The following is a 13,345-nucleotide window of genomic DNA, read 5'->3' as shown; positions in this document are numbered from 1 at the left end:
AACCCATTCTTTGGGTTTTTTTTGTATATAGAAAGAGAATAAACGTGGCAAAAAACATTCAAGCCATCCGCGGCATGAACGATTATCTGCCTGGCGAAACCGCCATCTGGCAGCGCATTGAAGGCACTCTGAAACAGGTGCTCGGCAGCTACGGTTACAGCGAAATCCGTTTGCCGATTGTAGAGCAGACCCCGTTATTTAAACGCGCGATCGGCGAAGTGACCGACGTCGTTGAAAAAGAGATGTATACCTTTGAAGACCGCAACGGCGATAGCCTGACGCTGCGTCCGGAAGGTACGGCAGGTTGTGTCCGCGCCGGCATCGAACATGGTCTCCTGTACAATCAGGAGCAGCGTCTGTGGTATATCGGCCCGATGTTCCGCCACGAACGCCCGCAAAAAGGCCGTTATCGTCAGTTTAATCAGCTGGGTGTGGAAGTCTTTGGCCTGCAAGGTCCGGATATCGACGCTGAGCTGATCATGCTGACGGCGCGCTGGTGGCGTGAGCTGGGGATTTCTCAGCACGTTGCGCTGGAGCTGAACTCCATTGGCTCCCTGGAAGCGCGTGCGAACTACCGTGATGCGTTAGTCGCATTCCTGGAACAGCACAAAGATAAGCTGGATGAAGACTGCCAGCGTCGCATGTACAGCAATCCGCTGCGCGTTCTGGATTCCAAGAACCCGGAAGTGCAGGCGCTGCTGAACGATGCCCCGGCGCTGGGTGACTATCTGGATGACGATTCCCGCGAGCATTTTGCTGGTCTGTGCAAACTGCTGGAAGCGGCCGGTATTGCTTATACCGTGAACCAGCGTCTGGTGCGCGGTCTGGATTACTATAACCGCACGGTATTTGAGTGGGTCACCACCAGCCTGGGTTCTCAGGGTACCGTGTGTGCAGGCGGTCGTTATGACGGTCTGGTGGAACAGCTGGGTGGCCGTGCTGCACCTGCAGTAGGTTTCGCAATGGGTCTTGAACGACTTGTTTTGCTGGTTCAGGCAGTTAATCCGGAATTTAAAGCAGATTCCGTTGTCGATATATACCTGGTGGCCTCAGGTGCGGATACGCAGTCTGCGGCAATGCAGTTTGCCGAACGTCTGCGCGATGCGCTGCCGGGCGTTAAGCTGATGACTAACCATGGTGGTGGCAACTTCAAAAAGCAGTTTGCCCGTGCCGACAAATGGGGCGCAAGTATCGCACTGGTGCTGGGCGAGTCCGAAGTGGCTGCTGGCGAAGTGGTGGTAAAAGACCTGCGCTCTGGTGAGCAAACAACCGTAACGCAGGATAGCGTTGCCGCGCACTTGCGCACTTTACTGGGCTAAGGGGAAGAACAGCGTGGAAATGTACGAGAACGAAAACGACCAGGTTGATGCGATTAAACGCTTCTTTGCCGAAAATGGCAAAGCCCTGGCCGTTGGGGTGATTTTGGGTGTGGGCGCGCTGATGGGTTGGCGTTACTGGAATAGCCATCAGGCTGATTCCGCGCGTGATGCTTCCCTGTCCTATGAAAATACCGTGAGCGCAATTCGTGCCGATCAGCCGCAAACGCTGGCTGCTGCGGAGAAATTTGCTGCTGACAACAAAAATACTTACGGTGCACTGGCATCGCTCGAAGTGGCTCAGCAGTTCGTTGATAAAAATGAACTGGATAAAGCCGCCGCGCAGCTGACTCAGGGTCTCGCTGCAGCCAGCGATGACAATCTGAAAGCGGTGATTAATCTGCGCCTGGCGCGTATTCAGGTCCAGCAGAACAAAGCCGACGACGCGCTGAAAACCCTCGACACTGTCAAAGGTGAAGGTTTTGCAGCCATCGTTGCTGACCTGCGTGGTGAAGCTCTGCTGAGCAAAGGCGACAAACAAGGCGCGCGCAGCGCGTGGGAAGCGGGCGTGAAAAGTAACGCCTCACCTGCGCTGAGCGAAATGATGCAGATGAAAATAAATAATTTGTCCGTCTGAGAGGGACCCGATGCAATTGCGTAAATTACTTCTGCCAGGACTGCTTTCTGTTACGTTATTGAGTGGCTGTTCACTGTTCAGTGGCGAAGAAGATGTTGTAAAAATGTCCCCGCTGCCGACTGTTGAAAATCAGTTTACCCCGTCAACCGCGTGGAGCTCTTCCGTGGGTGATGGAATCGGTGATTTCTATTCCAACCTGCATCCGGCGTATGCCGATAGCGTTGTCTATGCGGCTGATCGCAAAGGCACCGTGCGCGCGTTCAACGCCGATGACGGGAAAGAAGTCTGGTCGGTCAATCTGGCCGAAAAAGACGGTTGGTTCTCCCGTACGCCAGCACTGCTCTCGGGCGGCGTGACCGTTTCCGGCGGTCATGTTTATATCGGTAGCGAAAAAGCGCAGGTCTATGCGCTGAACGCCAGCGACGGCTCTATTGCATGGCAAACTCGCGTAGCGGGTGAAGCCCTGTCTCGTCCGGTTGTGAGCGACGGTCTGGTGCTGATTCATACCAGCAACGGCCAGCTGCAGGCGCTGAACGAAGCTGACGGTGCCGTGAAATGGACTGTGAACCTGGACATGCCAGCCCTGTCTCTGCGCGGCGAATCTGCCCCTGCGACCGCGTTTGGTGCGGCTATCGTGGGCGGTGATAACGGTCGCGTCAGCGCCGTGCTGATGCAGCAGGGTCAGATGATCTGGCAGCAGCGTATCTCTCAGGCAACCGGTCCGACTGAAATTGACCGTCTGAGCGACGTCGATACCACGCCCGTTATCGTGGACAACGTGGTTTATGCGCTGGCTTACAACGGCAACCTGACGGCGCTGGATCTGCGCAGCGGCCAGGTTATGTGGAAACGTGAGCTGGGTTCAGTGAACGATTTCGTGGTCGAGGGCAACCGCATCTACCTGGTGGATCAGAACGACCGTCTGCTGGCGCTGAACACCGACGGTGGTGTCACGCTGTGGACGCAGAGCGATCTGCTGCACCGTCTGCTGACCGCACCTGCGCTGTACAATGGCAGCCTGGTGGTGGGCGATAGCGAAGGTTATATGCACTGGATTGATCCGGAAACGGGTCGCTTCGTGGCGCAGGAAAAAGTCGACAGCTCTGGTTTCCTGACCGATTCGGTTGTGGCTGACGGCAAACTGCTGATCCAGGCAAAAGACGGTACGCTCTACGCGATCACGCGTTAATCGTCTCGTTTGTAGTATAATAAACGGCTCCTGTTAACTCAGGGGCCGTTTTGACTTTTATAAAAACGCCGCAACTGCGACGTTTATTTGAATTTTATGAGGCTTCAAACATGGTACCTGTGGTCGCGCTTGTCGGGCGCCCGAACGTTGGAAAATCCACTCTTTTTAACCGTTTAACACGCACCCGTGATGCGCTGGTGGCGGATTTCCCGGGGCTGACTCGTGACCGTAAGTACGGTCGTGCTGAAGTGGAAGGTCGCGAGTTTATCTGTATCGATACGGGTGGTATCGACGGTACAGAAGACGGTGTGGAAACGCGCATGGCAGAGCAATCTCTGCTGGCGATTGAAGAAGCGGACATTGTTCTGTTCATGGTAGACGCACGTGCGGGCCTGATGCCTGCCGATACGGCTATCGCCAAACACCTGCGCTCTCGCGAAAAGCCAACCTTCCTGGTGGCGAACAAAACTGATGGTATTGATGCCGATCAGGCGGTAGCGGATTTCTGGGCCCTGGGCCTTGGTGAAATCTACCCGATTGCCGCGTCTCATGGCCGCGGTGTCACCAGCCTGCTCGAAACCGTTCTGCTGCCGTGGGTTGACGAAGTAAACCCGCCGGAAGAAGTGGACGAAGACGCTGAATACTGGGCGCAGTTCGAAGCCGATCAAGAGGGCGCAGAAGAAGAACCTGAGGATGATTTTAATCCGCAGGATCTGCCGATTAAACTGGCTATCGTCGGTCGTCCGAACGTAGGTAAGTCCACATTGACCAACCGTATTCTCGGCGAAGACCGCGTGGTGGTCTACGACATGCCGGGCACGACGCGTGACAGTATTTACATCCCGATGGAACGTGACGAGCGCGAATATGTGCTGATCGACACCGCGGGCGTGCGTAAGCGCGGGAAAATCACCGATGTAGTGGAAAAATTCTCCGTTATCAAAACGCTGCAGGCGATTGAAGATGCGAACGTGGTGATGCTGGTCATCGACGCGCGCGAAGGCATCTCCGATCAGGACCTGTCGCTGCTGGGCTTTATCCTCAATAGTGGGCGCTCACTTGTTATCGTCGTCAACAAATGGGACGGCCTGAGCAACGAAGTGCGTGAGCAAGTCAAAGAGATGCTGGACTTCCGTCTGGGCTTCATCGACTTTGCCCGTGTGCACTTCATCTCTGCGCTGCACGGCAGTGGCGTGGGCAACCTGTTCGAATCCGTTCGCGAAGCCTACGACAGTTCCACCCGTCGTGTAAGCACCGCCATGCTGACGCGCATCATGACCATGGCAGCGGAAGACCATCAGCCGCCGCTGGTGCGTGGCCGTCGCGTGAAGCTGAAATACGCCCACGCCGGTGGTTACAACCCGCCAATCGTGGTGATTCACGGTAATCAGGTGAAAGATCTGCCGGATTCCTACAAGCGTTATTTGATGAACTACTTCCGTAAATCGCTGGATGTGATGGGTACGCCTATCCGTATTCAGTTTAAGGAAGGGGATAACCCGTTTGCGAACAAACGCAACACGCTGACGCCGAACCAGATGCGTAAGCGTAAGCGCTTGATTAAACACATCAAGAAAGGCAAATAATTGCACACTAAAAACCCGACTGAGTCGGGTTTTTTGCCTTTTGTCCTCCACAACTCATGAACGGAGTGGAACATGCGGTTAGGGTTTATTGGGCTTGGTGCCGTGGTTGAGACGGCCTATTTACCGGCGTTGCGACAGATTTTCGATACTCCCTTGCATTGCGTTGGTTTCGATCTTCGCCCCGAGCGCGAGCTTGCAGGCGTGGTGCGCTGCACGTCCCTGCAGCAACTGCTGGCCAGTCCGATAGACACCCTGTTTGTCACCACCTCTTCATTGCACCACCTCGACGCCCTTGAGCTGGCCTTATCCTCACCGATTCCGCGTATCGTGGTGGAAAAACCGGTTGTCGCGACGCTTTCCCAAATCGAAAGACTCAAAACGCTGCTCGCAAAACCTGAAGCCGCTGCTCGCGTGCTGGCGCTCGATCACTGGATGGCGCGAAGCGGTGCCATGCAATTGGCGTTGGGCATTCTGAAGCCGGCCTGGCAGTCGGAAGGGGAAAATCAGACGGCAGGAAGGGTGGTCAATTCACTTGATGAGATCGTCAAAATCGAAGGATTTCTCCAGGAGCCTAGCGGCTTCAACTCTGCGGGAGAACCTGTTGCACTGAATTTTGCCACCGGTGAGCCGGATACCCGCCAGCTTCGCCACCCGGACGGTGTCATCATTGATATCGGTACGCATGTGCTGGCGATGATGCGAGAAACCGTGCGCGAGCTCGGCGGAAATCACGCACTGTCTTTGCAGGTGATAACCGCAACAGATCGTCTCGGCCGCCCGATTGCCACAGGCGATCTGCTCACCGCCGAAGGCGAAGCTCATCTTCAGGGCCATGTGAGCGGTATTCCGGTGGATATCTGGCTGAACAAATATGCCGGGCCTGCGGGTGGGCAAAAAGGGCTTCGGCTGCATCTACGTGACGGGCGCATTATCAGCCACGACCGACGCGGCACCGAGGATGTTCTCGAACTGATTGACGGCAAAAACGTGCAGCGCTGGACGCTTCCGGGGGCGATCTACGCCCACTGTCTGGCAGAGCATATTCTTGGGGAAAAAAGCCTGTACGAGAGGGCGCCAGGAGAGGTGGCATTCACCACGCAGCGGCGGCTGGAAGAGGTCGAACTCCTGCTGAAATTACAGCAACAGCTGCGTGGCCCACACTGATCGCGGCGTGGTAAAATACCTCAAAACCTTTTTAAGGAGTCACGATGTCTATCATCTGTCCGGATTGCCATGCAGAGCTGGAACCTGTAAACGGAATGGCGCATTGCGAGAGCTGCGATAAAGATATCGCGCTTGAAGCGCTATGCCCTGATTGCCATCAGCCGCTTCAGGTTTTGAAAGCCTGCGGTGCGGTCGATTATTTTTGCCAGAACGGGCACGGCCTGATTTCGAAGAAACGCGTTGAGTTCAAGCCGGTTTAAACCGGCTTTTTCTTGCGTGTTTTTTTCGCGGGAGTGATACCTTTCACTTCACTTTCGACCCAGCCGTCGGCCAGGCGGGTTGTCAGCATGTCACCGGCTTTCACCTGTTTGGTCTGCTTCAGTACCGTGCCGTCTGTCGCCGTGGTTACACTGTAGCCGCGCGCCAGCGTTGAAAGCGGGCTAACGGCTTCCAGGTGCGTTACCGCATTACCAAAACGCTCACGGGTACTACTCAGGCGTGCGCGGATGTTCTCACCCAGACGATATTCAAGCTGCTGCATGCGTGTCTGCGCGCGATAGATGCGCGGCTGAGGGTTTTGCTGATTCAGGCGCTGGGTTATCCGCTGCTGGCGCGAAACCGCTCGCTTGAGTTGATTATCCAGAGCAAAATTCATCCGCTGGCGCAGACGCTCAAGCACCGTTTGCTGACGTGCCAGACGCAGCTGCGGGTGCTGCTGCTGTAGCCGATGCTGCAACTGGGTAAAACGCCGATTACGGTTGGCGAGGAAATAGTCCATCGCCATTTCCAGACGCTGCTGGCCGTTCTGCAACTGGCGTAATAGTTCCAGCTGGTTGCGGCTCACGATTTCGGCGGCGGCAGATGGCGTCGGCGCGCGCATGTCCGCGACAAAATCAGCGATGGTGACGTCAGTTTCGTGCCCGACCGCGCTGACAATGGGAATAACACTGTCGAAAATCGCCCGCGCCACGCGCTCGTCGTTGAAACTCCACAGATCTTCCAGAGAACCACCGCCGCGCCCGACGATTAACACGTCACACTCCTGGCGCGCGTTTGCCAGCGCAATGGCGCGCACAATCTGGCCAGGGGCATCGTCGCCCTGCACGGCAGTCGGGTAAATCACAACGGGCAGCGACGGGTCGCGACGCTTCAGCACGTGTAAAATATCGTGCAGCGCCGCACCGGTTTTAGAGGTAATCACCCCCACGCAATGGGCGGGAGAGGGCAGGGATTTCTTGAACTGCTGATCGAACAGGCCTTCCGCTGACAGTTTTGCTTTCAGCTGCTCGTATTTCTGTTGCAGCAAGCCTTCACCCGCCGGCTGCATGCTCTCGACGATGATCTGATAATCACCGCGCGGTTCATACAGCGTGATATTGGCGCGAACCAGAACCTGCTGGCCGTGCTGAGGGCGGAACGTCACCCGACGATTGCTGTTGCGGAACATGGCACAGCGCACCTGAGCGGTGTCGTCTTTCAGCGTAAAGTACCAGTGGCCGGATGACGGCTGCGTGAAATTAGAGATCTCTCCGCTGATCCAGACCTGTCCCATTTCCTGCTCGAGCAGCAAACGAACCGATTGATTGAGGCGGCTAACGGTAAAAATTGAGGGGCTTTGGGAGGATAACATGTGAGCGGGATCAAATTCTAAATCAGCAAGTTATTCAGTCGATAGTAACCTGCCCGGAGGCAATCGCAAGCATTTTTTATAAAAAAGTGTGGATGCAATCGGTTACGCTCTGTATAATGCCACGGCAATATTTAACCACCCAGGTCAGAGATATTGCCCATGCTACGTATCGCTAAAGAAGCACTGACGTTTGACGACGTCCTCCTCGTTCCCGCTCATTCCACCGTTCTGCCGAATACTGCCGATCTCAGCACGCAGTTGACTAAAACCATTCGCCTGAACATTCCTATGCTCTCTGCGGCTATGGACACCGTGACTGAAGCGCGCCTGGCAATTGCCCTGGCACAGGAAGGTGGCATCGGCTTTATTCACAAAAACATGTCTATCGAGCGTCAGGCGGATGAAGTTCGCCGCGTGAAAAAACATGAATCCGGCATTGTTTCCGATCCCCAGACCGTTTTGCCAACGACTACCCTGCACGAAGTGAAAGCGCTGACCGAGCGTAATGGCTTTGCGGGCTACCCGGTCGTGACTGAAGACAACGAACTGGTGGGTATCATTACTGGCCGTGACGTGCGCTTCGTGACCGACCTGAACCAGCCTGTCAGCGTCTACATGACGCCGAAAGAGCGTCTGGTGACCGTGCGTGAAGGCGAAACCCGTGAAGTCGTGCTGGCTAAAATGCACGAAAAACGCGTTGAAAAAGCGCTGGTTGTGGATAACAGCTTCCACCTGCGTGGCATGATCACCGTAAAAGATTTCCAGAAAGCAGAACGTAAACCCAACGCCTGTAAAGACGAGCGTGGCCGTCTGCGAGTAGGCGCTGCGGTGGGTGCAGGCGCTGGCAACGAAGAGCGCGTTGATGCGCTGGTCGCTGCGGGCGTTGACATTCTGCTGATCGACTCCTCTCACGGTCATTCCGAAGGCGTTCTGCAACGTATTCGCGATACCCGTGCAAAATACCCTGATCTGCAGATCATCGGCGGTAACGTCGCAACCGGCGCGGGTGCCCGTGCTCTGGCAGATGCCGGTTGTAGTGCTGTCAAAGTGGGTATCGGCCCTGGCTCCATCTGTACGACGCGTATCGTAACCGGCGTGGGCGTTCCGCAGATCACCGCCGTTTCTGACGCGGTAGAAGCGCTGGAAGGCACCGGTATTCCGGTTATCGCCGACGGCGGTATCCGCTTCTCTGGCGATATCGCGAAAGCCATCGCGGCAGGTGCAGCGGCGGTCATGGTTGGCTCTATGCTGGCCGGTACCGAAGAGTCTCCGGGCGAAATCGAACTGTTCCAGGGCCGTTCTTATAAATCTTACCGTGGTATGGGTTCTCTGGGCGCGATGTCCAAAGGTTCTTCAGACCGTTACTTCCAGACCGATAACGCAGCCGACAAACTGGTACCGGAAGGTATCGAAGGTCGCGTGGCGTACAAAGGCCGTCTGAAAGAGATTATCCACCAGCAGATGGGCGGCCTGCGTTCCTGTATGGGTCTGACCGGCTGTGGTACTATCGACCTGCTGCGTACTAAAGCGGAATTTGTACGTATCAGCGGTGCGGGTATCCAGGAAAGCCACGTTCACGACGTGACAATCACCAAAGAGTCCCCGAACTACCGTCTGGGCTCCTGATAAGTTTCCGCGCCCGGCTCAATGCCGGGCGCTTTGTTTCACTTGCCTCGGAATTAGCGTCAATGACGGAAAACATTCATAAACATCGCATTCTTATCCTGGATTTCGGTTCTCAGTACACTCAGCTGGTGGCACGTCGCGTGCGTGAACTTGGCGTTTACTGTGAGCTGTGGGCGTGGGATGTCACGGAAGCACAAATCCGTGAATTCAATCCAAGCGGCATCATCCTTTCTGGCGGCCCGGAAAGCACCACCGAACATAACAGCCCGCGCGCCCCGCAATACGTCTTTGAAGCCGGTGTTCCTGTCTTCGGCGTCTGCTACGGTATGCAAACCATGGCAATGCAGCTGGGCGGCCACGTTGAATCTTCTAACGAGCGTGAGTTTGGCTACGCGCAGGTCGAAGTGCTGACCGACAGCGCCCTGGTTCGCGGTATCGAAGATTCCCTGACCGCTGAAGGCAAACCGCTGCTCGACGTCTGGATGAGCCACGGCGATAAAGTGACCGCGATTCCTTCCGATTTCGTAACCGTTGCCAGCACCGAAAGCTGCCCGTTTGCCATTATGGCGAACGAAGAAAAACGCTTCTACGGCGTGCAGTTCCACCCGGAAGTGACCCACACCCGTCAGGGTATGCGTATGCTGGACCGCTTCGTTCGCGATATCTGCCAGTGTGAAGCGCTGTGGACCCCAGCGAAAATCATCGACGATGCCGTTGAGCGTATCCGCAAACAGGTCGGCGACGATAAAGTGATCCTCGGCCTGTCCGGTGGCGTTGACTCCTCCGTGACCGCGATGCTGCTGCACCGTGCCATCGGCAAAAACCTGACCTGCGTCTTCGTGGACAATGGTCTGCTGCGCCTGAACGAAGCCCAGCAGGTGATGGACATGTTCGGCGACCATTTCGGTCTGAACATTGTTCACGTTGAAGGCGAAGAGCGCTTCCTGTCCGCACTGGCGGGCGAAAACGATCCGGAAGCCAAACGTAAAATCATTGGCCGCGTGTTTGTTGAAGTGTTCGACGAACAGGCGCTGCGCCTGGAAGACGTGAAATGGCTGGCGCAAGGCACCATCTACCCAGACGTGATCGAATCCGCTGCTTCCGCAACGGGTAAAGCACACGTCATCAAATCTCACCACAACGTGGGCGGCCTGCCGAAAGAGATGAAGATGGGTCTGGTTGAACCGCTGCGTGAGCTGTTCAAAGACGAAGTACGTAAAATTGGTCTGGAGCTGGGCCTGCCGTACGACATGCTTTACCGTCACCCGTTCCCGGGTCCAGGTCTGGGCGTGCGCGTGCTGGGCGAAGTGAAGAAAGAGTACTGCGACCTGCTGCGTCGTGCGGATGCAATCTTCATCGAAGAGCTGCATAAAGCCGACCTGTACAACAAAGTGAGCCAGGCGTTCACCGTATTCCTGCCAGTACGCTCCGTCGGCGTCATGGGTGATGGTCGTAAGTACGACTGGGTTGTCTCCCTGCGTGCTGTTGAAACGATCGACTTCATGACCGCTCACTGGGCACACCTGCCGTATGACTTCCTTGGCCGTGTCTCTAACCGCATCATCAACGAAGTGAACGGGATTTCCCGTGTCGTTTATGACATCAGCGGTAAGCCACCGGCGACGATTGAGTGGGAATAATTTTCACCCTCTAGTCACACAAAACCCTCTGCCTCGCCAGAGGGTTTTTTATTGTGGCGCTGCACAACCACAAGCCCTATAGCCAGCCCCCCAATTATCACCGTCAATCCACATGACACCCACATTGCCCCGAACACACCCAGTTCCCGATTCAGCCATGCGTAAGCAAAGGGCGATACCGCTGCCATGACCTGCGCCGGAATGAGCAAGACGCCCGTGCGTCGCGCGTAATCCTCAGCAGGAAAAAGCTGTAACGGCAGCGTGGCTTTTACGATAGTCACCAGCCCGTTGATGGCACCATAGCCCAGCACAAATCCGGCAGCCGCCCAGATAAAGGTGCTGGCGCTGAGCCCGGTCAAAAAACAGAGGGGCATGGCGAGGGCAGTGATCAGTGTCAGTCGCAGCGGCGAGAGATGCGCCCCGGCAACCACCTCTGTAAATCGTGCGCCCGTCTGGCCAATGCCCCAGAGCATCCCCACGGACGCCGGAAGCCCTACGCTTGCGATAAATTCCGGTAAGTGCGTGGATGTGCCGTTCGAAACAAAGGTAATGAGCGCAATGAAGGCGGCGTAGAGCAGGCCGTTGCGGCGATCCTGATGATTGGCGTGCGTTGTCGCTTTCCGCATTGTGCCGACCGGCACCCTGTGGCCTGGAAGTGCGCGGATAAGCACCGCACTCAGCAGGCCGGCCAGGGCGTAAACCAGCAGTGCTTCACGCCAGCTCATAAATGTAAGCAGTTTCGCGCCCAGCGGCCAGAACACGGCAGAGGCCAGCCCGCCCGCCAGCGTGACGTGTGAAATCGTCCGTCGGGCACTCTGGCCGTAGAGATTCACCAGCGAGGCGAACAGGGCATCGTACAGGGACAAGCGCATACCGATCCCTGCCAGCAGCCACGCCGCATACCAGCCAGGCAACGCGTGCACGCAGGCCATGACGGCACAACTCACGGCGATCATCAGCGTGCCGCTCATCACCACGAGCTGTCCGCCAAATCGGGCCAGCAGTCTGGCGACAAAAGGCGACACCGTCGCCATCACCAGCATGGCGAGGGTCAGGCCAAGGTAGATCTGGGGTGACGACCAGCGCATGTCCGCGGCGATCGCGTGGGCAAAGGTCCCTGGCATGTAAAAGGTAATTCCCCAGTTGATCAACTGATTGCCTCCGGCAGCAACAGGAAGCAGGCGGGGGAGGGCAGATGTTTTCATTATTTTTCATTCCGTCAGGCAGTTGTGATCACCATACTGCGCACGGTAAGGTGCTGGCAGGCCTCTGTGTTTATGACTCCTATAAGAGAAACTTTGCGATGACGACGCTGAATCTGGGCAATCTGGCGACCTTCCGGCTGGTGATCCAGCGCGGCAGCTTTTCGGCTGCGGCGGATATATTGGGCCTTTCTCAACCAGCGGTGAGCCTGCAGGTACGCCAGCTTGAGCAATTTCTGCGAACGCGTCTGGTCGAACGTACCGGGCGTGGCATCAAAGCCACCGGTGCGGGGCTGGCGCTACTGGAGCATGGCAATCGTATTGAGCAGGTAGTGGAAGAGGCGATCCGGTCTGTCAGCGAATTTAGTCATGAGATCAGTGGCACTATTACGCTGGGCACGGGGGCCACGGCCTGTATTCACCTTTTGCCTCCGTTGCTACGGCAGCTTCGTGAGGAGCATCCGCTATTACGCGTCGGCGTAACGACGGGGAACACGCTGGATGTGGTGCGCGCCGTGGAGGAGAACCGTCTGGATATCGGGCTGGTCACACTCCCGGCAAGCGGTCGTGCGCTGGAGGTGATGCCCCTACTCGATGAAGAGTTTGTCCTGATAATTTCCCAGGCGCAGGACGAGGAGATAGCGCAGTTTAGCCCGCAAATATTGCACGCACTTCCCCTGATAGCCTTCGAATCGGGGAGTGGCACGCGGGATTTAATCGATGACTGGTTTAACACATGCGATCTGGAGGTCTGCCCTGTGATGCAGTTGGGCAGCATCGAAGCCATTAAGCGCATGGTTCGCGCAGGATTGGGATACAGCATCGTCCCGCGTATGGCGGTCGAGAACGTGGCCGATCGCGAAGGGCTGAGCGTGCGATCGCTGAACCCCGTTCTGCATCGTCAGTTAGGTATCGTCATGCGGCAAGACAAAATTCTCAGTAAGGGAATTTCTGAAGTGATTCGTTTATTGCGCGAGAAGGTTAATGGTTAACGGAGTCCAGCGGCTGGCTGACTTGCTGAGACTGGATTTTGTCCTGATGTTGATACCAGGCGCCAATGGAGGAGTACACGAAGCGGCCGAAGAAAAACAGAAAGCTGATAAGCAAGATAATGCGGGTCATTCGAGTGTTAAATCGATGTCGTTTGTGCATACGCGTTGCCTGGCTCACTGTGTTTTCCTGGGTATACCCTTTTGGGCGATGGGACTATTAAGTCACAGCGGGAAGCAAGGGTCAATTCGGAGTGTGTAAAAAATCGTCAATGCAATGATTCGTTGATGTTATCGATATTAATTCAATAATTTACCAAGCTGATAGAAAACAGAAAACGGCCCGAGAAAATTGTAATAATTGGT

General features: G+C 55.9%; 12 protein-coding genes. 9 read left to right on the top strand and 3 right to left on the bottom strand.

Translation table 11 applies throughout. The annotated features are described in order from the left end of the window. The first annotated feature begins 44 nt into the window (after positions 1–44). The 6 genes from hisS to C0560_RS14910 all read left to right on the top strand — a co-directional run bounded on the left by hisS (position 45) and on the right by C0560_RS14910 (position 6,152). Positions 45–1,319 (top strand): histidine--tRNA ligase, encoded by a 1,275-nt coding sequence (gene hisS / locus C0560_RS14935; RefSeq protein ID WP_102104975.1) that lies wholly within the window; start codon positions 45–47, stop codon positions 1,317–1,319. A 13-nt stretch (positions 1,320–1,332) separates the two neighbouring features. Beyond that, the gene (locus C0560_RS14930; RefSeq protein WP_100779324.1) at positions 1,333–1,953 is read left to right on the top strand and encodes a YfgM family protein; all 621 of its coding nucleotides are present in this window, start codon (positions 1,333–1,335) and stop codon (positions 1,951–1,953) included. 10 nt (positions 1,954–1,963) lie between these two features. Next, positions 1,964–3,142 carry an outer membrane protein assembly factor BamB gene (bamB, locus tag C0560_RS14925; RefSeq protein ID WP_248858901.1) on the top strand — a complete coding sequence of 393 codons (1,179 nt, stop codon included), beginning with the start codon at positions 1,964–1,966 and terminating at the stop codon, positions 3,140–3,142. A 110-nt stretch (positions 3,143–3,252) separates the two neighbouring features. Next, positions 3,253–4,728 carry a ribosome biogenesis GTPase Der gene (gene der / locus C0560_RS14920; protein WP_100780837.1) on the top strand — a complete coding sequence of 492 codons (1,476 nt, stop codon included), beginning with the start codon at positions 3,253–3,255 and terminating at the stop codon, positions 4,726–4,728. 72 nt (positions 4,729–4,800) lie between these two features. Then, a complete protein-coding gene (locus tag C0560_RS14915) occupies positions 4,801–5,892 on the top strand; it encodes a Gfo/Idh/MocA family oxidoreductase (RefSeq protein WP_248858899.1) in 1,092 nt (363 codons plus the stop codon). Positions 5,893–5,936: 44 nt separating this feature from the next. Beyond that, a complete protein-coding gene (locus C0560_RS14910; RefSeq protein WP_100779327.1) occupies positions 5,937–6,152 on the top strand; it encodes a zinc ribbon domain-containing protein in 216 nt (71 codons plus the stop codon). Here the strand turns inward: C0560_RS14910 and xseA are convergent. After that, entirely contained in the window at positions 6,149–7,522 is a 1,374-nt protein-coding gene (gene xseA, locus C0560_RS14905) for an exodeoxyribonuclease VII large subunit (RefSeq protein WP_248858898.1), read from the bottom strand. The genes C0560_RS14910 and xseA overlap by 4 nt on opposite strands. A 159-nt stretch (positions 7,523–7,681) precedes the next feature. On the opposite strand from xseA, the gene guaB reads away from it, so the two are divergent. Both guaB and guaA read left to right on the top strand, forming a co-directional pair. After that, positions 7,682–9,148 carry an IMP dehydrogenase gene (guaB, locus tag C0560_RS14900; RefSeq protein ID WP_100779329.1) on the top strand — a complete coding sequence of 489 codons (1,467 nt, stop codon included), beginning with the start codon at positions 7,682–7,684 and terminating at the stop codon, positions 9,146–9,148. 62 nt (positions 9,149–9,210) lie between these two features. Then, entirely contained in the window at positions 9,211–10,788 is a 1,578-nt protein-coding gene (gene guaA, locus C0560_RS14895) for a glutamine-hydrolyzing GMP synthase (RefSeq protein WP_100779330.1), read from the top strand. 14 nt (positions 10,789–10,802) lie between these two features. Here the strand turns inward: guaA and C0560_RS14890 are convergent, their stop codons facing one another. Then, positions 10,803–11,993, bottom strand: a complete 1,191-nt coding sequence (locus C0560_RS14890) for an MFS transporter (protein ID WP_248858896.1) — start codon at positions 11,991–11,993, stop codon at positions 10,803–10,805. 98 nt (positions 11,994–12,091) lie between these two features. On the opposite strand from C0560_RS14890, the gene C0560_RS14885 reads away from it, so the two are divergent. Further along, positions 12,092–12,982, top strand: coding sequence for a LysR family transcriptional regulator (locus tag C0560_RS14885; RefSeq protein WP_248858894.1), 891 nt, complete (start codon positions 12,092–12,094; stop codon positions 12,980–12,982). Here C0560_RS14885 and C0560_RS14880 read toward each other — a convergent pair. Next, positions 12,972–13,142, bottom strand: coding sequence for a YfgG family protein (locus C0560_RS14880; protein WP_248858892.1), 171 nt, complete (start codon positions 13,140–13,142; stop codon positions 12,972–12,974). The genes C0560_RS14885 and C0560_RS14880 overlap by 11 nt on opposite strands. Positions 13,143–13,345: the final 203 nt, after the last annotated feature.

Source organism: Lelliottia sp. AC1, assembly GCF_023278595.1.
GTDB classification, from domain to species: domain Bacteria; phylum Pseudomonadota; class Gammaproteobacteria; order Enterobacterales; family Enterobacteriaceae; genus Enterobacter; species Enterobacter nimipressuralis.
This window is presented reverse-complemented; position numbering and strand designations above follow the sequence as displayed.